Source organism: Nocardia sp. NPDC056611 (genome assembly GCF_042792755.1).
GTDB lineage: Bacteria > Actinomycetota > Actinomycetes > Mycobacteriales > Mycobacteriaceae > Nocardia.
The window spans coordinates 276,773-295,086 of the sequence record NZ_JBHTVV010000003.1 but is presented as its reverse complement, the minus strand read 5'-3'; the positions used below and the strand labels follow the sequence as shown (position 1 = coordinate 295,086).

The following is an 18,314-nucleotide window of genomic DNA, read 5'->3' as shown; positions in this document are numbered from 1 at the left end:
CACCATCGAACGGTGAACGATTCGGTGGACCCGCGCGAGGCCGCGCTACGGCGGTTGCCCACCTCCTACTCGCTGGCGCTCCGGCTCCGCGAGGCCGGGGTGGAACCGGAGCTGATGTGCGAATACCTCGGGATCGAACCCGAGGCCCTGGCCCCGTTGCTGGACATCGCGGAGGCGAAGCTCGCCTGCGCGCTGCGGCCGGACGGATCCGCGGAGACCGCCTGGGAATTGGAGTAGCGCACTACGCCAGCCCGCGGCGGCGCGGGCCCGCACCATGGTGTCGGTCCCGTTCGAGGACCCGCGGTGAGGCGAGAGCGAGGCGATGTGCTGGGACCACTGCTACCCGGCGATCCGGGCCGGATCGGACCTTTCGTCCTGCACGGGCGTTTGGGCGCCGGTGGGATGGGCGTGGTGTACCAGGGATTCGGGCCCGACGGCGCCGTGGTCGCGATCAAGGTGCCCAAACCCGAACTGGCGCACGACCGCGAATTCCGTGCCCGCTTCCGGCACGAGGTGGCCGCCGCCCGCCGCGTGCACGGCGAGTTCGTGGCCGAAGTGGTGGACGCCGACGTCGACGCGCCCCGGCCGTGGATGGCGAGCGCCTTCGTCAGCGGGGAGCCGCTGCAGGATGTCGTGGCGCGGCGGGGGCCGCTCACCGGGAACGCGCTCGACGAGTTCACCTCCGGGCTGGCGCAGGCGATCGCCGCCGTGCACCGCGCCGGGGTGGTGCACCGGGATCTGAAGCCCGCGAACATCCTGCTCACCCTCGACGGGCCGAAGATCATCGACTTCGGGCTGGCCTACACCGCCGACAGCACGCGGATCACCGCGCCGGGAGTCGTGATCGGCACCATCGCGTGGATGGCGCCGGAACAGTTCGGCGTCGGCGACGCGGGAGCGCCGATCGACGTCTTCGCGTGGGGAACCTGCGTCGCCTTCGCCGCCACCGGCCGGATTCCGTTCAATGGCGACAGCGTGCCGAAGGTGATGGTCCGAATCGTGCGCGGCACACCGGATCTGGACGGGCTGCCCGGCAAGTACCGGCGCATGCTGGCGGTCAGCCTCAGCAAGGATCCCGAACTGCGGCCGACCGCGGAGGATCTGGTGACGGCCTTCGCGCGACCGGATCCGCCCCGCCGACCGAGGCCCGTGACGCCGTCGGGCCACGCCCGGATCGACGCCGTCCCATCGGATTCCGAGCCGACGGAACGGGCCGACTCGTGGCTCACCTACCTCACTCGCACCGATCTGCCGGACACTGTCGCCGTATCGCATCCCACCGTCGCGAATTCGCGTCGAGACACCGATCCCACTGTGGTGCAGCCGGATTCGCAGCCGCAGGCATCCGATCCCGACGCGACCCAGCCGACTCCCGACCCTACCGTGATAGCCCCCGACCCCACCGTGATCGCTCCCGGACCGACCGTGATCGCCCCCGATCCCACCGTGATCGCTCCCGGACCAACAGAAGTGCCACCCGGACCGACCGTGATCGCCCCCGGACCAACCGTGGCCGCGCCCGGACCCACTGTGGTGGTTCCAGGGCCGACCATCGTGGCACGCCCCGACCGCGCCGCACTCGACGCTGACGATCCGTCGCAGCCGGTCTCGTCGCAGCGCCTGCGACCGACGCATGCGCCGGACCGGGTGGGCGCTGCGTCACGGCGGCGAGCGCGACGGAGCCGGGTACCGACATACCTGCCCCTGGCGTGGATGTCGCTGATACCGCCGCTCGGCCTGCTGTTCGGACCGGCGGCGCTGATCCAGGCGACCCGAGCACGGGTGTACGCGCGCCGCGCGTATGCCGAACCGCCGCGACGGACCCGGCTCGCGACCGCGGTGGGCGTGGTCGGCCTGCTCGTCGGGATGCTGAGCGTGCTGGTGGCGCTGCAGCTGCTCGGCGGCCGCTGAGCCGGTCGGCACCGATCTCAGCCGTGCAGCGCCACCCCGAGTACGACCAGGATCACCAGGGCGGCCAGTGCCGCCGCCAGGAGGGCGGGCACCAGCACCGCCGCCCGGCGGGATGCCTTCACGGGCAGATCCCGCTGCACCGCAACGGGTTCCGGTACCGCCACCTCCGCGAGGTGCGCGGCGCGCATCGCGGGTGACCATCGTTCCAGCAGCACCGCGTCGGTGCGCCGGAACATTCCCCCGTCCGGGCGCACCACCGACTGCCAGGCCCGCGCCAGCGAGCGCAGGTCGGCGGAGGTCAATGCCGGGGTCGGCGAGGTCAGCAAGGCGTCGAGAGTGCCGAAGTCCGACACCGGCACCAGCTGCCCGAAGCGCTGATAGTCGATCCGGTCGGCCGCGAGATCCTCGGCCAGGCACCGGATCGCGAGCAGCGCGAACTTGAACAGATCGGTGGTCGCCGTGAAACCGTCGTCGTTCGTATACGGCGGCCGCCACGGCAGTGGATCCAGATTCGGCATGGCGGACTGCCCGTCGATGAGGAACGAATCGCAGTCCAGGAAGTAGTTCTGCGTCACCACCGTCTGCCCGGCCGGGGCGGCACTGGTGACGAGAATGTTGTTCGGCTGCAGGTCGCCGATCACGATTCCGTTGTCGTGCAGGAAGTCCAGGTCACCGAGCAGCCGCCCGAGCCGGGCGAGCTTGTGCGGGAAGTCGTAGTACTCGAAACCGCGCCGGTGCGCCACCTGCTCCGGCACCGCCAAGCGGGTGAAATGCCTCGGCTTCCAGCCACTCCCGGCATGGTGGAAGTACAGGGCCGGCGCCTCGGGCAGCACCACGCCGACGACCTCGGCCCCGTCGGTGACCACGGCGCTCGGCCACGCGCACCGCGCCAGCAGTCGTTCCCGATCCTCGGCGGCGAGCCGCCGCGGCCAGGCCACCAGCTGCCGCAACCGGTCGCCGTCCAGGTCGGCTCGGGCCTCGTCCCGGAACCGTTTGAACACCATCCGATCCCGATCCGGCACGGTGCAGCGCCAGATCTCGGCCGCGCCGCCCTCCCCCAGCGGACCGCCCGGGTCCAGGCGCAGACTGGTCAATCGATACCAGGCCTGGCCGCCGGTGGATTCGGCCGTGGTCATCAGCGCCCCTGCTACCGCTCGACCGGCCAGGCCGCGACGATCGTCCGGTCGTCGTGCAGGCCCGGCAGCTGGAAGCCGACGATCTCGGCGAACACGTGCTCGGCGGGCGCGGGGCCCGCGAGCTCCGGCAGGATCGTCGAGAACTGTTGCGGCACCATGCGAATCGCGTCCGCCATGCCGTCGCTGGCCAGCACCACCATGCGGCGGACCGGCAGCAGCTCGGCGCCGCAGACCATGCGATCGGCATTGCGCGGCAACGACGCGGTGACATTGCTGATCCGGCCGCCCGACTTGGTGTCGTTGCGGGTGAGCCAGCTCGCCGCGCCGGTGGCCAGATCGACGGTGAGCGCGTCGCAGTCGCCGACCGCCGCCCAGAGCACCGGATATCCGCCCGGACCCACCGGACCCAACGCCGCGAAGGTCAATGTGCACGCTGGAACCGAGGTCCGCTTGCCCTCCGCCGCACCGTGCGGGCCGCGATAGCCGATCTCGGCCGCCAACCGGGTGAGTTCCTCCGCGCCCAGACTGTGTACGACCTCAGCGGTGATGTCCCGCGCCAGCAGGTTCCACTGCGCGGCCACATCGCCCGGACGGTACCCCGGCAACCGGCGATGCAGCGCCTCGACCGCGGTACGGCACGCCCGCTGCGCCGCCACATGCGAGTTCTCCGCCGAGCCGAGCCCGTCGGCGACGGCGAGGAAGGCCCAATGATGGTCCGGCGCACCGCCGATCGCGTAGGCATCTTCCCGGGTATGCCCGGTCCGGGCATGCTGCAACCCGACCTGGGTGGCGGCGTAGACCTCGAAACGCCCACTGCGCCCGCGGTCCACGGTCAATCCGCTGACACCGGAGGTCGTGACAGCCGCCAACTCGACCGGCCGGGCCGCCGCGACGGTGGACGGGGTGGTCGGCCGCGGGCCTGCCGCCGATCCGGAAGCCGAAGCCGAAGCCGAAGCCACCCTGCGATCACCGATGGCGGACAACAACATCACCGCGCCACCGGTCACCAGTGCCGCCATCGCGGCGACCACTGCCGCCGGAAGGAGCCCCCGGTCCGCGGTGCGCGGCGGCTCGGCCAGCACCACGACCACACCGCTGTCGTTGGTCGTCCGCCGCAGGTTGGCGACCGGATACTGTTGCGCCGCAGCGATTCCGAGCACGGTACACGGTGTTCCGATCTCGTCCGGCGATCGGTTGCCCGGATTCGGGAAGACCAGTCCCACCACGCCATTCGGGAGTCCCGCGGTGCCGCCGTAGACCGGCGTCACGGTGGTGGACGATGCGGGATTGCCCGACTGGCCCCCGGCGGGAGGCTGCGCGGTGCTCGGCGCGCATCCACTCGCCTGCAGTTGGTTTGCCGCCGTGGACACGACTTTCGGATCCACCGGGTGCGGCGACGAGCTACCGAACCACTGGACCAGCAGGGCCACCAGGAAAAAGCCGAGCGTGGCGCCCAGCACGACCAGCGACACCAGTCGCAGCCGCGCGAATCCGCTCCCGCGTCCGGACCAGGCCGGGCGATTCATCGAATTTCTCACTCCAGCCGCCGCATTCCCGCCGGCGTGCGGAACAGGAACGCGCCCTGACCCACGCTGCTGCTGATCGAGAACTTGATGCTGTTGATGATGGCGCGCAACAGATCTCCCGGCGCGACGCCTCCCGTCGCCACGCAGGCCGCGCCGACCGGGTCGATCGACCGCAGTTGCCGTACGGTCCCCTCGGTCACCTCGCCGATGCCCAGCGCCACCACCACCGGACGGAACGGATGGCCCGGCGACTCCAGCGCGTGCCGGACCGGCAGCCACACCTCGTCGCGCTGCAGCTGGCCGTTGACCTGCGGATTGCCATCGGTGAGAAAGAAGACGACCGGCGTGTAGGACTGGAGTCCGGCGCGGGAGAAGCGCTGCTGATCGTCGCGGAGCATCCGGTTCAGGAACGAGAACACCTGCGCGTAATCGGTCGAACCCTGTCTGGGCAGGCGCGGCAATGCCGGATCGGATCGCAGCGGGGTCAACGGGAGCACCGCCACCGGAGCGTCGCCGAAGGCGATCACGCTCAGGTGGGCGGTGTCGTAGGTGGTGGGGTCGTCCGCCAGCACACCCAGCATGTCGGGCAGCGACTGCTCGATGGTGTCCAGCGGCGTAACCGGCTGTCCCGGATTGAATTCCGGATCCCACATCGATCGGGACACGTCGCACACGATGTAGAACGGGAACACCCGGCGGGCGCTCACACCGGCCTGGGTCACCCCGAAACGAGATTCGCTACGCATCACACCACCGCCGCCACGGCCTCATCACCGAGTCGCCTTCCCGCGCCGCCCCGGCGCACCGCTGGCTCGACCATGCCCCCGATCGGGCCCGGCGACGGAGGTAGCGGACTACTCGATTTCGGGACGGCCACTACTCCAGGTCCGAACGCGGACGTGCCGACCGGTAGCGACCGGAATTGAGGTAGCGCACTACTTCAGTCTTCTTTCGGAAACAGGCGCACCCTGAGATCGGGTCGTAGTGCAGGCCCGGGGGAGGACGCTCAACGATGGAAGAGACGAAAACGCGCCGCGACCGGCGCTTCGCCGCGGCCTGGCTGCTGGCGGCGTCCGCCGTCGTAGCGGCAGTGCTGGGCATGAGCACCGGCCCTGTCGCGATTGCGGCTCCGACGACCACGCCCACCACGCCGTCGACGCCACCGCCGACCGGTGGCGGCACGCACGACGGGCTCGGGCCGTCACTCACGGTCCCGGCGACCGCCCGGCGGGGAACCACGATCACCGTTTCCGGCGACAATTGGGTCTGCGGCGGCGCGCTGACCCTGACCACGAGCTGGTCGAGCACGACCACCACACAGGTGTCGAACAACTCCTTCAGCACCAGCCTGCCGGTAACCGAGCAGGCGGCACTCGGGGCGCAATCGGTCACCGCCACCTGCTCCACCGCAGTGGTGAAAACGAGTGTGCCCAACATCAACGGGGGTTGCTGCGGCGCGGACACACTCACCCGCACCAAGCCCATCACCATAGAAGCGGCGCCGGTCGATCCGCCGGACCTGCAGGTTCCGCCCACCGCGACACCGGGCGGCTCGATCACCGTGATGGGCACCGGCTGGCCCTGCACATCGGTGCAGCTGTCCGCCTACTGGTCCGATTCGCCCGCCACACAGACCGTTTCAGTGTCCAAAGGGGCATTCTCGACCTCCGTGTCCGTACCGTCCCAGGCCGTGGCCGGCAATCGGAAGGTGCAGGCGGCCTGCGTGGGGTCGCCCTCGGCGACCCAGAGCGCATCGGTGAAAGTCCTTGCGTCGCCGGGCGGCAACAATGGCAATCAGGGTGGCAATAACGGCAACAACGGCGGCACGACATCGGAGGTCGAGATTCCGCCCCCGGCGCAGCCACAGCCACCGACATCCACCAGCGCCGAGGGTCGAGACCCGATCCCGCTCGTCTCGATTCCGGCGGCGCTCGGCGTCATCGCCGTGATCGCCATCGCCGTGGTTGCCCTGATCGCCCGCCGCGGCCGACCTGCCGCACCCGAAACACTCCTTCCGCAGCCGCCGCCCTCGCCGCGATCGCCGCACCGGCAGCCGCCGCATCAGCCGACGGTGCGGGTCTCCGTCTCACCGGACCTCGCCCCGCGCACCAGCATTCGCGAGATCCCCCGCGCGGCCGCTCCGCCCACCGTCCATGTCCGCATGCACATCGGCGCACCCGAGGTGCTCGTGAGAGAGCTACTGCGATGACCACCCCGATGATCTCCGCCCGCGCGGTGGTGCTCGGCTATTCCGCACCCGATGCCGGTGACCTCGCGAACTACCTGCGTTCCAGCGGAATCGACCGCATCGCGTTGCACGGGGCGGCAGCGATCACCGAACCCTTGCGCACGGCCGCTCTCAACGAGATCGCCCAGGCGATCGACGGCCTGCTGAACATCAACCTGGCCCAGGTCGCCGTGGACGGCTGGTGCCGCTACGACCGGCTGCTACGCGCCGCCGAACGGAGCCGCCACGGCGGATCCGAACGCGTCCCGCTCTACGAGCACGAGATCACCCACTCCTATCAGCCCACCCTCGAGGTGTTCGTGGACGATCAGCAGGTCGGCCGATTCGACGTCACGGTCGACATAGCGCTGAAATTCCTGCCGCTCGAAGCCACTGTCCAAGGGGGCAGACTGGTCGGGCTCGGCCCGGGCGACTGCACCGCCACGGTCTCCATCGGCACCCCGGACCTCGGCCCGATCATCACCCGCGACACCACGTTCCCGACCGCGAGAGCGGTCGACCTCCGCCGGCCGATCACGCTGGTCGGCCCCAGTCCGCGCCCGAGTCCGCGCCCCGGCACCCCGCGCCGCTGAACGACCCATACTCCGTCGAACAGGCTTGTGCAGCTGGCCTATTCGACCTCGTTCCCCTCGCGATCACTTGAGATCTAGCAATGCTAGACAAGTCCTCCAGCGCGTGTTACCGTTGCTCTAGAATCTAGCGCTGCTAGATTGCAGGTGATCGACGAGGAGTAATCGACATGAGCTTCACCATCAATGAACAGAAGTTCCTCGCTGAGGCCGGACTCGGTCGGCTGGCGACGGTGTCGGCCGACGGTGTGGTGCAGAACAATCCGACCAGCTACCGGGTGAACGCCGACGGCACCATCGATATCGGCGGCATGCGGATGGTCGCCACTCGAAAGTACCGCAATGTGCAGTCCGGCAGCCGGGTGTCATTCGTTGTCGACCAACAGGTTTCGCTGGAACCGTACGAGATTCGCGGCGTCGAGGTGCGCGGCACGGCAGAGGCGATCGAGGACATCGACCCGCCGTTCCCCCACCAGGAACGCGCCATCATCCGAATCCACCCGGAACGAATCATCTCCTGGGGCATCGACGGCGGCTCCTTCGACTTCACCAGCCGCCGCGCCGAGTAATCAGGTGCGGTCCAACAGGTGATCGAGCTCGTTGTCCGGCGGACGCCCGTCGGACGATGAGCTGGATCACGTGGTCAGCGGTACTCCGGATTCTCGAAATCGAAGCGGCAGCCCGCATCCCACTCCGAGCGCTGATTGCCGTGGGCGGGGATGCCGCCGTGGTCTTTCAGCATGCGGGCCAGGTGAATGAGGTTCCAGGTCATGAATGTTGTGTTGCGGTTGGTGAAATCGTTGTCGGGGCCGCCTGAACCCGGGTCCAGATAGGACGGGCCGGGGCCGGCTTCGCCGATCCAGCCGGCGTCCGCTTGGGGCGGAATCGTGTAGCCCAGGTGCTGGAGGCTGTAGAGGACGTTCATGGCGCAGTGCTTGACGCCATCCTCGTTGCCGGTGATCAGGCATCCGCCGACGCGCCCGTAGTACGCGTACTGGCCGTATTCGTTCAGGATCGAGGAGTTGCCGTAGAGGCGCTCGATGACGCGCTTCATCACCGAACTGTTGTCGCCCAGCCAGATAGGTCCGGCCAGCACCAGAATGTGGGCGGCCATGACCTGCTCCTGCAGCGCGGGCCACGCGTCCGTCGCCCAGCCGTGTTCGGTCATGTCGGGCCATACCCCGGTGGCGATATCGTGGTCGACGGCCCGGATATGGGACACCCGCACGCCGTTCTTCTCCATGATGCGCGCGCTCACATCGATGAGCCCTTGTGTGTTGCTGCGATCCGGCGACCGCTTCAACGTGCAATTGATGAACAGGGCCCGCAGGTCGGAATAATCGGACATGACAACATTCGCCTCTCGTCGACAGGATCGGACGTGAGCACCGCATCCGGATCAGTCGAGCCTAGGACCGCCGCACCCCGGGGGACTGCCGAAACAAGGTGACGAAACGCTGACAGCATGCCCCGGCAATCGAGTGCCGGGGCATGGGTATCTGTCAATGGGCCATAGCGGTGCCGAACCAGGTCGACAAGGCCCGGTGGAGACCGGATGTGGCGGTTTCGGCGGGCTCGGTGGAATCCGCTGCCCAGGCGATGTAGGCGTCGGGGCGGATCAGGAGGGCGTCGGCTGGAGGGTTGTCGGTTTTGGCGGTGATGCTGTCGACTCGGAGGGGCCAGCGTTCGGCGATTTGCCGGAGTTCGGGGCGGTCGGTGAAGTCGAGGAGGACGGGGCGGGGGGTGTGCATGAGTTCGGCGACGGTGATGATGTCGGGGTCGGTGTGGAGGGTGAGGTTCGGGGCGAAAGTTCCGGTCAATGGGTGGGTTTCGGGGGTGGGGTAGCGGAGGTCGGTGCCGCCGACCAGGGCGCCCAGACGGTGGGCTGCGGGGGCGTCGGCGAGGAGTTCGGTGAGGACGTTTCGGAGGGCCTCGGCGGCGGGGTCGCCGCCTCGGCGTAGGGCCACCTGGGCGCGGGTTTGGAGGCGGGCTCGGGCACCGGCGTAGTGGCGTTCGGTGTGGTAGGTGTCGAGGAGTGAAGCGGGGGCCCAACCCTGTACTGCCGCAGCCAGTTTCCAGGCCAGATTCACGGTGTCGGAGAGGCCGCAGTTGAGGGCCGTGCCGGTGGCCGGGAAGAGGTGGGCCGCGTCGCCGGCGAGGAAAACCCGTCCGGCGCGATAGTTTTCGGCCTGGCGGTCCTGGAAGACATAGCGGGACAGACGGGTCGGCTCGCCCAAAGGCAGGTCGAAGCCCAGGACGCGGCGGATGCTGGCGCCGAGTTCGGCCATCGTCAGCGGGTCGTCACTGTCGTAGTCGGCGGGGTCGTCCTCGGTGGACTGGAGATAGAGGATGCCGCCGTGAGCCGCCGCGGCGAACATGCCGCGCTCGGTGCGGGTGAAACCGGAACGGACCGTGCCTGTTCCGGGGATTTCGAGGTCGCCGTTGGGGAGGACCGTCACCGATTCGGGGATGGTGACCTGGGCCAGGCGGTTGACCTCCGAGAAGGTGGTGCCCGGGAAGTCGATTCCGGCCATGGCGCGGATCGGGCTGCGGCCGCCGTCGCACCCGACCAGGTAGCGAGCCGTCACCCGGTAGTCGCCGTCGGGACCGCGCACCTCCGCGGTGACGGTCGAGTCGTCCTGACTCAGCCCGGTGACTTCGTGGCCGCGGCGGATCTCCGCGCCGAGTGCGTCGGCGTGCTCGCCCAGCACGCGTTCGATGGCGTGCTGGGCGATGGACAGTGCCCGCATGGGCGGGTCGGCGAGGCCGGTGAGATCCAGATGGACACCGCCGAACGGGAATCTGGGCGGCGGGTAGCTGCCCTCCGCGGCCGCCTCCAACCGTCCGAGCAGTCCTCGATAGTGCAGGACATCCAGGATCCGGCCGCCGAGACCGCTGGCCTTCGGGGTCGGCCGGGGTTGCGGGTGGCGTTCCAGGACCAGGGCCCGGACGCCCGCGAGGCGGAGTTCACCGGCCAGCATCAGGCCGGTCGGGCCCGCTCCCACGATGATGACGTCGGTTTCCACACCCATTGTCGCTCAGTGCCTTTCGTATGGTTCGGTGGCGAGCGCGGCCGAGCTCTCCACCGCGGCCGCGCGGATCAATTCGGTTATCAGCGGTTCCGACGCCCGCGCGGTCCAGACCACCGCCGCCTCGATGGGCGGCGCGTCGGTGATCGGGACCACGCTGGTCGCGGGGTCGGCGAAACGGCGGCCCAGGGACTCCGGTGCGAGCCAGATCCCCTGCCGCCGGACGGCGATGCCCGGCCCGTCCGCCGTGTCGAGCACCGTCGGCGCCGGACGCCCGGCGGCGGGACGCAACGCGGCGGCCCACTGCCGTTCGACCGGATCGGACGAGAAGATGGCCGGGAGCACCAGGGTCTCCGCGGCCAGATCGGCCAGCGGCAGCCGCTCCCGCCCGGCCAGCCGGTGCCCACGCGCGAGCACCGCCACCCACCGGTCCTGCCCGATCACGCTGTAGCGCAGGCGGTTTCCGGCCAGCGGCAGCCACACCAGACCCGCGTCCACTCGGCCCGACTCGAGTTCGCGCAGGCTCTCCGGCATCGACCGGACACCCACCAGCACCACCCGCAGCCCGGGATCGGCCGCCTCCAGCCGGTCGGCGACCCGGATCAGCGACGGCGCCGCCGACCGAGGGCAGCACACCACCCGCAGCTGTTTGATCGACTGCCCCGCAACGGTATTCATCCGCGCGGACAACTCCATCAGACCGGCCACCATGGTTTTGGCGCCGTCCGCGAAGATCTCGCCGGCAGCGGTGAGACTCACCCCTCGAGAGTCTCGCACCAGGAGAATCACTCCCAGCGCCCGCTCCAGCTGTTTGATCTGCGCGGACAGCGTCTGCTGGGTGGTGTGCAGCCGGGCCGCCGCCCGCGTGATGCTGCCCTCCTCCGCGACCGCCCCGAACGACTCGAGCTGACGGATGCTCAACTCCGGCAGCACCGAGCGGGGACGGCGGTCCGGCGGCCGATCCCGCACACCCGCCGGCAACTGCTCGGAAGTCATTCCACAACTCCTCCAAAGGGATCGCGACCGGACCGGTCACCACGACGGAACCCCTGCTCACACCGGGAGTCAGGGGCTCACGTACTAGAGTGGTCGCCCGGCCACCGCCGAACAACGACAGAACCAGCAATGCCGCATTAACCGCGGAGTTAACGAGACAGGGATTCCGTGGAGCTGCGCGAGATCGAGATCTTCTTGGCGCTGGCCGAAGAACTGCACTTCGGCCGGACTGCCGAACGACTCAATGTCACCCCGGCGCGCATCACGCAGGCGATCAAGAAGCAGGAACGGCAGATCGGCGCGCTGCTGTTCGAACGCACCAATCGCACGGTGCGGCTCACCTCCGTCGGCGAACAGCTACGCGACGATCTGCGGCCGCTGTTCGAGGGATTGGAACGCAGCGTGCGGCGCGCGAAGCAGGCCGCCCGCGGGCACACCGCGGTCCTGAAACTGGCCCTGCTGCCGTTCAATATCCCCGAGTTCCACCGCTATTGGAACGAATTCCGCGCCCGCCACCCGCAGTGGGAGCTCCAGGTCCACCGACTCCCCTACACCGACGTCTTCGGGTCCCTGCGCAATGGCGACTACGACGTCATCGCGGTCTGGGGCCCGGTCCCCGACGACGTCACCATCGGTCCCGCCCTGTTCAGCGACAGCCGGGTGATGGCGGTCAGCTCCGACCACGAACTCGCCGACCGCGACACGGTGTCGATCGAGGACTACTCCGACTACACGCATTCGATGCCGCCGGGCAACGCCCGCGAATGGGAGGAGACCTATCTCCCCTTCACCACGCCGTCCGGACGCCCGATCAGCCGCCTGCGCCCGGTCACCAATGTCGACGACCTCATCGAATGGGTCATCAACGGCGACATCATCCATTCCTTCCCCGCCCACGTCACCGAATTCTGGAAGATGTCGCACGTCCGCTTCATCCCCATCCCCGACGTCCCACCCCTCACCTACCACCTCTGCTGGCGCGCCGACGCCGACACCGAACCCATCCGCGCGCTCGCCCAGGTCCTCACCGACCTGCGCGGAGCCTGAGGATCGCCCGCTACTCCCAAGCCCAGCGAGGCTGGTCGAGGTGGTCGACGCGGGTGGGGCGGCCGTGGAGGACGACCTCACGGAATTGGTGGAGGATCGCGGCGGTCGGGGCGTGCAAGTGGCCGCCCATCATCGGGAGCTGAATGGTGGGGCGATCGGAACCGGGGACGGCGGCGAACCGCGGGTCGACGTCGAGTTCGGAGAGCGGGATCCAGTGCACGACGGCCACTTCGGCAGGATTCGGGGTGAGCGGGGGCGGGTCGCCGACCCAGGCCACGACGGGGGTCATGATGTAGCCGGAGCGGGTCGGGTAGTCGTCGAGCAGGCCCAGGACAGCCGATCGGGACAGCGCGATGCCCAGTTCCTCGTGCAGTTCGCGCAAGGCCGCGGCTTGCGGGTCCTCACCCGGGTCGAGGCGGCCGCCGGGGAGAGCCAGCTGGCCGGCGTGGGCGCGCAGGCTCGGGGCGCGTTCGGTCAGCCAGATGCCTTGGTCCGCACCGCGGTCGACGATCGCGATCAGCACCGCGGCGGGCTTGCGGCCTTCCGGGTCGACGGTCCGGCGCGGGAACGCGTCGAGCGCCTCGGCCATCGCGTCCCGCAACCGGGTCGCGGGCACGTCGGTCCAGCGGTATCCGCTGCTGTCCTGGTCGACGGGCATTCGCCGAACCTAGATCGCCGCGACACCCACCGTCAAGCAGCCAGTATCGTTCCGGCATGCGCGATTTCGGGATGGGATTTGCCCAGTTCTTGGCGGGGCAGCGGTGGGTGGCTCGGCATCGCCGGGAGTACGGGCTGGGGCTGGTGCCCGCACTGATCACGCTGGTGATCTACGGGGCCGCGCTGGTCGGGGTGATCACCTGGGGCGGGGAAGTGACGGAGACGCTGACACCGTTCGCGGACGGGTGGCCGAGCCCCTGGCTGGGATTGTTCCGCGGGGCGCTGATGGTGGCGTTGATCGCGCTGGCGGTGCTGGTGGCCGCGTTGACCTTCACCGCGGTGACCCTGTTGATCGGATCGCCGTTCTACGACGTGATCTCCGAGCGGGTCGATCGGTCGGTCTCTCCGGACGGAACCGCGCCCGAATCGGGGCTGGCCTGGTGGGTCGAGCTGTGGGTGTCCGTCCGGGACAGCGCCCGAATCCTGGTGCGGGCCATGCTGTGGGCGGTACTGCTGTTCGTGCTCGGGTTCGTACCCGTCATCGGGCAGACGGTGATTCCCGTGCTGGCGGTGTTCGTCACCGGGTTCTTCCTGACCCAGGAACTGACATCGGTTGCGCTGCAACGACGCGGAGTGCAGCTGAACCAGCAGATGGCCATGCTGCGCTCCCGCAAGCCCGTGGCCTGGGGCTTCGGCGCACCGCTCGCGGCGGCGTTCCTCATCCCGGTGGTGGCCGTGTTCCTCATGCCCGGGGCGGTCGCCGGGGCCACACTGCTGAGCCGCCAACTGCTGGGCGAACCGACCCGAGCCTGACGCCGCCGCTCAGCGAGTGACGGCGGGCAGGGACTGGGCTTCGGCGAACGCCGCCATGTCGACCATGCGGCGGGCATTGGACAGGGCGGTGATGGTGCACACGCCCAGCGCGCCGGTGCGATCGTAGAGGGTGGCGGTGGAGACGGCGATGCCGTTCGCGGACACGTGATCCCGGGCGTGCACGCCGATCTCCGGGCCCTCCGGCAGGCGCGAGAGGGTCATGGTGACATCGGTGTTGATATAGCCGACGCCCGCGGTGCCCCAGTTGCACACCAGGTTGGTGGTGTCGGCGGCGAAGGCCGCGCGCTCGAACGGGGTGATGGGCTCGCCCGCGATCAGGGGCGGAACGTTGTTCCAGGCGGCCTTGCGGTGCGGGTTGGCGCCGGAGGCGAAATCGTGGGTCCAGTCGGCGGATCCGGACTTGAACAGCGGCGGCGCGCCCTCGGGCCGGTCGAGCCGCTGGTCGGGGACCGGCAGTTCCTGGGTGGGCTGCCAGATCTCGCCGGGCGGCTCGGCCGCGGCGATCAGGAATTGGACGGTGGCGCGGGCCCGGACCTGGTCCTGCTGGACGATCGAGGCGTCGACGACGCGGATGCGGTTGCCGTCGCGGACGATCGAGCTGTGCAGTTCGATCGGCTCGTTCAGGACGGGGCTGAACATGTCGACGGTGAAACGGGCGGGCACGAACCCGGGACCGGGGCTGTGGGTTTCGAGCTCGTGGGCCAGCAGGCCGCAGACGGCGGTGCCCGCGAGCTGGCTGGAAGACCAGGCGCTGACCGCCATACGGGTCGCCGTGTAGCGACCGTCCTCCCGAGTGAAGAACGCGGTCATGGTGCCTCCCCTACCTGGTGATGATCTTCCAAATTAGAACACGTGTCAGAAATGCGGGGGAAGGCGCGCGTCCCGATCAGCGAGCAGCGGGCGGGGTCAGTTCACCCAGGGCGGGTTCACCACGGTGCCGTCGAGCAGCTCGCCGGTGAAGCCGACGGGGGCCGTGACCAGCACCTCGGCGGGCTGGCCGGACGGGTTGTCCAGGCGGATGACCGAATCAGCGGGCGCCACGCCCGCGTCACCGGCGGCGAGTCGCGCCGACTCCCCCTGGATGGTCAGCGTGATCGAGCCAGCCAGCACCACGAAGCCCTCCTCGCGGTGGATGCGGTGCGCGACACCCTCGGTGCCGGGCGCGATCTCGAGACGCCACACGCACAGCTCGCTGCTGCCGACAGCGGGGCGGATCAAGGGGGTGAAGCGGGAGCCGTGCATCTCGTGGGACTGGACATCGGCGGCGTGGACGACGGGCATGGACACTCTCCTTTGGTCAAGCAAGTTGACTATATAGTCAAGCTTGTTGACTTCTTTGTCAAGTGCCAAGATCTCAGACATGCCCGGATTCGCACAGGACCTGCCGCTGCTGCTGCTCGCGGCCGCCGCCGAGGTGACCGACGCCATCAACGACGGCTGCGTGGCGGCCGGGTTCACCGACATCCGGCCCACCCACGGCTTCGCCTTCGTGCGCATGGCGCCGTCCGGGGCGACGGTCGGCGAGATCGCCGAACACCTGGGCGTCACCAAGCAGGCGGCCAGCCAGCTGGTCGACGAACTCGTCAAAAAGGGCTACGCGCAGCGCAATCCGCATCCCACCGACGCCCGCGCCAAGATCGTCACGCTCACCGAACGCGGCTGGGCGTGCACCCGCGCCGCCGACGCCGCCGCGGCCCGATTCACCGAGCGATGGGCGGCGACACTCGGAGTCGCGGCGACGGCCGAGCTGCGCAACGCCCTCGCGCGCGTGGTCACACCGGGCCGCGTGCGCCCCTCGGCCTGGTGACCGATCCGCCGGGAACTCAGCCCAGCTCGAGGGTGGTCGCGCCGAACACCCGATCCAGCCGGTAATCCCGCACCGGCCCGGTGTACATGCGCGCGGTCTCGAAGCTCGGCGTCAGACCGGCCTCCTCCATGAGGCGCACCGCCGGCTCGTTAACCAGCGGAACATCCACCGCCAGCGGCATTCCCGCCGCGTGCGCGGCGAGCGCGGCCAGGAGTTGACGCGCGTCGGCGGGAGTATCCGCGAACAGGGGCCCGACCCGCAGGGTGTCCCGGGCGGGGCGCAGGACGGCGTACCCGGTGAGCGTGCCGTCGACAATGCGCGCGAACGTCCGATGCCCCGGTTCGTCGAGCCAGGCGGTGAGAAATGCCGGGCGATCCGCCGGATAGCACGCGGAGTCGTACGGCAGCAGCTCCGCCGTATCGGCCGGGGCGAGCGCCGTGACCGCGTTGTCGGGCAACGGCAGTCGTGGCACCCCGATGAATCGCGCACTGCTGTAGGCGAGTTCGAATCCACTGCGCCGGTAGTTGTCCTGCTGCGCGGGCACCCCGTCCAGGCCGACCACCCGGTTTCCCGCGTGCTTCAACCCGGCTTCCCAGGTGGCCAGCCCGAAGCCACGCCCGCGCAGCTCCGGCCGCACCAGATAGAAACCCAGGAAGGCGTAGTCCGCGCCGTAATTGACGACCGACACCGCGGACGCGGGCTCCCCGTTCACCCGACCCAGGAAGAACCCGTCGGGATCCTGCGCGAAATACGAGGTGGTATCCCGCCGCCCGGGATTCCAGCCCTCGGCGGCCGCCCACTCCACCACGGTGGCCCACTCCCCCGGCGTCGCCCGGGAAACGACCAGATCATCGATGCGCACGGTCTCCGGCATGCGACCAACGGTAGCCGCAAAACCGCTGCTACTCGGCAGAATTCGCGGAGCCGGGGCAGAGCGCGAGCAGCGCCGTCCGCACCGCCGCCACTCGGCGCCGACGGCGAGGACCGGGTGCGGCAGCGGGACTCGAGCACGCGGCGATCGGGGGCCGGGACTCCGGTAGGGTCGGTGTGTCATGGCCCGCGACCTGCGAGGTTGCGCGGAGTTCGAGGAAGATATGGCCGACTACGCACATTCCGATCACGCCAGCCGAAGCCGCGAGGAGAAGGCTCGGCGGCTGGCCGCGTATGTCTGGGCACGCGGGATCAGCGGGGACGAGTTGCTGGAACTGCCGGTGGCGCAGCGGCGGAAACTGGCCCGGGCGGCGGAGACGAATCCGCCCAGCACCGAGGAGACCTGGCAGGTGGTGGCCCGGTTACTCGGGGAGAAGGACGCGTGGGCGGCCCGGAATCCGGGACATCCGGCGGCCGCGCGCGATCACGCGGACGAGAAGATCCTGTGGGTGAAACCGCCGGTCAAGCCGTGGGAGTAGCGGGAAACCCGCCGCCCGCGAACTCTTGACAGCAAGAAATGAACAAGGGTTCACTGCTTGGGTGTCCCCCGACTACGAAAACCACGCCGGCACCCGCCCGGCCGCCTGGCGCGACGACCTGACCGGTGGCGACGACTCGCTGTTCGCGGGCCGCTCGGAACCGGTGAACGAGTACACCGGGCGCACCCTGACCTACGAGGTGACCGGCCGGATCGCGCGCATCACTTTCAACCGGCCCGAGCGCGGCAATGCCATCACCGTCGACACTCCGATCGAACTGGCCGCGGCCGTCGAGCGCGCCGACCTGGATCCACGGGTGCACGTCATGGTGGTGAGCGGGCGCGGCAAGGGCTTCTGCGGCGGCTACGACCTGTCGATCTTCGCCGAGAACGGCCTCGAACCGGCCGAGGGCGCCCACCCCGCCGAGGGCAGCGTGCTCGATCCGGTCGTGCAGGCGCGCAATCACAATCCGTGGGCCACCTGGGATCCCATGGTCGACTACGCCATGATGTCGCGCTTCAACCGCGGCTTCTCCAGCCTGCTGCACGCCAACAAGCCGACCGTGGCCAAGGTGCACGGCTTCGCCATCGCGGGCGGCACCGATATCGCGCTGTTCGCCGACCAGATCATCTGCGCCGACGACGCCCGCTTCGGCTACCCGCCCACCCGCACCTGGGGCATCCCCGCCGCGGGCATGTGGGCGCACCGTGTCGGCGACCAGCGGGCCAAGCGCCTGCTGTTCACCGGCGACAGCCTCAGCGGCGAACAGGCCCTCGAATGGGGCCTCGCCATCGAGGCCCCGCCCGCCGACGAACTGGACGCGCGCACCGAGGAACTGCTGGAACGCATTTCGATGGTGCCGATCAACCAGCTGGTCATGGCGAAACTGGCCCTCAACAGCGCGCTGCTCAACCAGGGCGTGGCCAACTCCGGCATGGTCAGCACCGTGTTCGACGGGATCTCACGGCACACCCGCGAGGGCTATGCCTTCCAATTGCGCTCGGCCACCGCCGGTTTCCGCGAGGCTGTGCGGGAACGCGACGAGCCGTTCGGCGATTGGAAGCGCGCGCAATTCGGGAAGCCCGCGGGCGAGTCGAAACCGGCCGAGCCCGAGGCGTAGTCGGGGCCTGGTCGGCGAACCCCGT

The 18,314-nt window shown here is 69.5% G+C and carries 20 protein-coding genes; 10 read left to right on the top strand and 10 right to left on the bottom strand.

Features of this window, described 5'->3' with window-relative positions; translation table 11 throughout:
* Positions 1 to 12 precede the first annotated feature (12 nt).
* Both ACFRAQ_RS17920 and ACFRAQ_RS17915 read left to right on the top strand, forming a co-directional pair.
* Positions 13 to 237: a hypothetical protein gene (locus ACFRAQ_RS17920; protein ID WP_379100814.1), complete on the top strand. Its 225-nt coding sequence runs from the start codon at positions 13 to 15 to the stop codon at positions 235 to 237.
* Between the two features lie 66 nt (positions 238 to 303).
* Complete coding sequence (locus tag ACFRAQ_RS17915) at positions 304 to 1,911, top strand: protein kinase (protein ID WP_379100811.1); 1,608 nt, start codon at positions 304 to 306, stop codon at positions 1,909 to 1,911.
* Positions 1,912 to 1,928: 17 nt separating this feature from the next.
* On the opposite strand, the gene ACFRAQ_RS17910 is transcribed toward ACFRAQ_RS17915, so the two are convergent.
* The 3 genes from ACFRAQ_RS17910 to ACFRAQ_RS17900 are packed head-to-tail and all read right to left on the bottom strand — an operon-like array spanning position 1,929 to position 5,319.
* The gene (locus ACFRAQ_RS17910; RefSeq protein WP_379100809.1) at positions 1,929 to 3,047 is read right to left on the bottom strand and encodes a hypothetical protein; all 1,119 of its coding nucleotides are present in this window, start codon (positions 3,045 to 3,047) and stop codon (positions 1,929 to 1,931) included.
* 11 nt (positions 3,048 to 3,058) lie between these two features.
* Positions 3,059 to 4,573: a protein phosphatase 2C domain-containing protein gene (locus ACFRAQ_RS17905; RefSeq protein ID WP_379100807.1), complete on the bottom strand. Its 1,515-nt coding sequence runs from the start codon at positions 4,571 to 4,573 to the stop codon at positions 3,059 to 3,061.
* Between the two features lie 8 nt (positions 4,574 to 4,581).
* Positions 4,582 to 5,319 (bottom strand): VWA domain-containing protein, encoded by a 738-nt coding sequence (locus ACFRAQ_RS17900; RefSeq protein ID WP_379100805.1) that lies wholly within the window; start codon positions 5,317 to 5,319, stop codon positions 4,582 to 4,584.
* A gap of 266 nt (positions 5,320 to 5,585) precedes the next feature.
* On the opposite strand from ACFRAQ_RS17900, the gene ACFRAQ_RS17895 reads away from it, so the two are divergent.
* The 3 genes from ACFRAQ_RS17895 to ACFRAQ_RS17885 all read left to right on the top strand — a co-directional run bounded on the left by ACFRAQ_RS17895 (position 5,586) and on the right by ACFRAQ_RS17885 (position 7,959).
* Entirely contained in the window at positions 5,586 to 6,782 is a 1,197-nt protein-coding gene (locus ACFRAQ_RS17895; protein WP_379100803.1) for a hypothetical protein, read from the top strand.
* Entirely contained in the window at positions 6,779 to 7,393 is a 615-nt protein-coding gene (locus ACFRAQ_RS17890; protein ID WP_379100801.1) for a hypothetical protein, read from the top strand. Before ACFRAQ_RS17895 ends, ACFRAQ_RS17890 begins: the two co-directional genes overlap by 4 nt.
* Positions 7,394 to 7,560: 167 nt before the next feature.
* Positions 7,561 to 7,959, top strand: a complete 399-nt coding sequence (locus ACFRAQ_RS17885; protein ID WP_357284275.1) for a PPOX class F420-dependent oxidoreductase — start codon at positions 7,561 to 7,563, stop codon at positions 7,957 to 7,959.
* 74 nt (positions 7,960 to 8,033) lie between these two features.
* Here ACFRAQ_RS17885 and ACFRAQ_RS17880 read toward each other — a convergent pair whose 3' ends face one another.
* The 3 genes from ACFRAQ_RS17880 to ACFRAQ_RS17870 form a co-directional block, all read right to left on the bottom strand.
* Positions 8,034 to 8,738 carry a flavodoxin family protein gene (locus ACFRAQ_RS17880; RefSeq protein WP_379100798.1) on the bottom strand — a complete coding sequence of 235 codons (705 nt, stop codon included), beginning with the start codon at positions 8,736 to 8,738 and terminating at the stop codon, positions 8,034 to 8,036.
* A gap of 154 nt (positions 8,739 to 8,892) precedes the next feature.
* A complete protein-coding gene (locus ACFRAQ_RS17875; protein WP_379100795.1) occupies positions 8,893 to 10,422 on the bottom strand; it encodes an FAD-dependent monooxygenase in 1,530 nt (509 codons plus the stop codon).
* 6 nt (positions 10,423 to 10,428) lie between these two features.
* On the bottom strand, positions 10,429 to 11,415 hold the full coding sequence (locus ACFRAQ_RS17870) for a LysR family transcriptional regulator (protein ID WP_379100792.1): 987 nt from the start codon (positions 11,413 to 11,415) through the stop codon (positions 10,429 to 10,431).
* A 168-nt stretch (positions 11,416 to 11,583) separates the two neighbouring features.
* Here ACFRAQ_RS17870 and ACFRAQ_RS17865 point away from each other — a divergent pair, with 168 nt between their 5' ends.
* Entirely contained in the window at positions 11,584 to 12,462 is an 879-nt protein-coding gene (locus tag ACFRAQ_RS17865; protein ID WP_379100789.1) for a LysR family transcriptional regulator, read from the top strand.
* A gap of 10 nt (positions 12,463 to 12,472) precedes the next feature.
* Here the strand turns inward: ACFRAQ_RS17865 and ACFRAQ_RS17860 are convergent, their stop codons facing one another.
* Positions 12,473 to 13,120 carry an NUDIX hydrolase gene (locus tag ACFRAQ_RS17860; RefSeq protein WP_379100787.1) on the bottom strand — a complete coding sequence of 216 codons (648 nt, stop codon included), beginning with the start codon at positions 13,118 to 13,120 and terminating at the stop codon, positions 12,473 to 12,475.
* A 56-nt stretch (positions 13,121 to 13,176) separates the two neighbouring features.
* Here ACFRAQ_RS17860 and ACFRAQ_RS17855 point away from each other — a divergent pair, with 56 nt between their 5' ends.
* Positions 13,177 to 13,932 (top strand): EI24 domain-containing protein, encoded by a 756-nt coding sequence (locus ACFRAQ_RS17855; RefSeq protein ID WP_379100784.1) that lies wholly within the window; start codon positions 13,177 to 13,179, stop codon positions 13,930 to 13,932.
* Positions 13,933 to 13,941: 9 nt separating this feature from the next.
* Here ACFRAQ_RS17855 and ACFRAQ_RS17850 read toward each other — a convergent pair whose 3' ends face one another.
* Both ACFRAQ_RS17850 and ACFRAQ_RS17845 read right to left on the bottom strand, forming a co-directional pair.
* Positions 13,942 to 14,763 (bottom strand): thioesterase family protein, encoded by an 822-nt coding sequence (locus ACFRAQ_RS17850; RefSeq protein WP_379100781.1) that lies wholly within the window; start codon positions 14,761 to 14,763, stop codon positions 13,942 to 13,944.
* 96 nt (positions 14,764 to 14,859) lie between these two features.
* Positions 14,860 to 15,234, bottom strand: a complete 375-nt coding sequence (locus ACFRAQ_RS17845) for a cupin domain-containing protein (RefSeq protein WP_379100779.1) — start codon at positions 15,232 to 15,234, stop codon at positions 14,860 to 14,862.
* A gap of 79 nt (positions 15,235 to 15,313) precedes the next feature.
* Here ACFRAQ_RS17845 and ACFRAQ_RS17840 point away from each other — a divergent pair, with 79 nt between their 5' ends.
* Complete coding sequence (locus tag ACFRAQ_RS17840) at positions 15,314 to 15,760, top strand: MarR family winged helix-turn-helix transcriptional regulator (protein WP_379100776.1); 447 nt, start codon at positions 15,314 to 15,316, stop codon at positions 15,758 to 15,760.
* A gap of 16 nt (positions 15,761 to 15,776) precedes the next feature.
* On the opposite strand, the gene ACFRAQ_RS17835 is transcribed toward ACFRAQ_RS17840, so the two are convergent.
* Complete coding sequence (locus ACFRAQ_RS17835; RefSeq protein WP_357284247.1) at positions 15,777 to 16,634, bottom strand: GNAT family N-acetyltransferase; 858 nt, start codon at positions 16,632 to 16,634, stop codon at positions 15,777 to 15,779.
* A 220-nt stretch (positions 16,635 to 16,854) separates the two neighbouring features.
* On the opposite strand from ACFRAQ_RS17835, the gene ACFRAQ_RS17830 reads away from it, so the two are divergent.
* Entirely contained in the window at positions 16,855 to 17,169 is a 315-nt protein-coding gene (locus tag ACFRAQ_RS17830) for a hypothetical protein (RefSeq protein ID WP_379100773.1), read from the top strand.
* A 61-nt stretch (positions 17,170 to 17,230) separates the two neighbouring features.
* Positions 17,231 to 18,289, top strand: coding sequence for a crotonase/enoyl-CoA hydratase family protein (locus ACFRAQ_RS17825; protein ID WP_379100770.1), 1,059 nt, complete (start codon positions 17,231 to 17,233; stop codon positions 18,287 to 18,289).
* The last annotated feature ends 25 nt before the right edge of the window (positions 18,290 to 18,314 follow it).

Bases quoted from the DNA above. Each gene is read 5' to 3' on its own strand.
- ACFRAQ_RS17910 (WP_379100809.1), bottom strand. From the start codon at position 3,047: ATGACCACGGCCGAATCCACCGGCGGCCAGGCCTGGTATCGATTGACC.
- ACFRAQ_RS17905 (WP_379100807.1), bottom strand. From the start codon at position 4,573: ATGAATCGCCCGGCCTGGTCCGGACGCGGGAGCGGATTCGCGCGGCTG.
- ACFRAQ_RS17900 (WP_379100805.1), bottom strand. From the start codon at position 5,319: ATGCGTAGCGAATCTCGTTTCGGGGTGACCCAGGCCGGTGTGAGCGCC.
- ACFRAQ_RS17895 (WP_379100803.1), top strand. From the start codon at position 5,586: ATGGAAGAGACGAAAACGCGCCGCGACCGGCGCTTCGCCGCGGCCTGG.
- ACFRAQ_RS17890 (WP_379100801.1), top strand. From the start codon at position 6,779: ATGACCACCCCGATGATCTCCGCCCGCGCGGTGGTGCTCGGCTATTCC.
- ACFRAQ_RS17885 (WP_357284275.1), top strand. From the start codon at position 7,561: ATGAGCTTCACCATCAATGAACAGAAGTTCCTCGCTGAGGCCGGACTC.
- ACFRAQ_RS17880 (WP_379100798.1), bottom strand. From the start codon at position 8,738: ATGTCCGATTATTCCGACCTGCGGGCCCTGTTCATCAATTGCACGTTG.
- ACFRAQ_RS17875 (WP_379100795.1), bottom strand. From the start codon at position 10,422: ATGGGTGTGGAAACCGACGTCATCATCGTGGGAGCGGGCCCGACCGGC.
- ACFRAQ_RS17870 (WP_379100792.1), bottom strand. From the start codon at position 11,415: ATGACTTCCGAGCAGTTGCCGGCGGGTGTGCGGGATCGGCCGCCGGAC.
- ACFRAQ_RS17860 (WP_379100787.1), bottom strand. From the start codon at position 13,120: ATGCCCGTCGACCAGGACAGCAGCGGATACCGCTGGACCGACGTGCCC.
- ACFRAQ_RS17855 (WP_379100784.1), top strand. From the start codon at position 13,177: ATGCGCGATTTCGGGATGGGATTTGCCCAGTTCTTGGCGGGGCAGCGG.
- ACFRAQ_RS17850 (WP_379100781.1), bottom strand. From the start codon at position 14,763: ATGACCGCGTTCTTCACTCGGGAGGACGGTCGCTACACGGCGACCCGT.
- ACFRAQ_RS17845 (WP_379100779.1), bottom strand. From the start codon at position 15,234: ATGCCCGTCGTCCACGCCGCCGATGTCCAGTCCCACGAGATGCACGGC.
- ACFRAQ_RS17840 (WP_379100776.1), top strand. From the start codon at position 15,314: ATGCCCGGATTCGCACAGGACCTGCCGCTGCTGCTGCTCGCGGCCGCC.
- ACFRAQ_RS17835 (WP_357284247.1), bottom strand. From the start codon at position 16,634: ATGCCGGAGACCGTGCGCATCGATGATCTGGTCGTTTCCCGGGCGACG.
- ACFRAQ_RS17830 (WP_379100773.1), top strand. From the start codon at position 16,855: ATGGCCGACTACGCACATTCCGATCACGCCAGCCGAAGCCGCGAGGAG.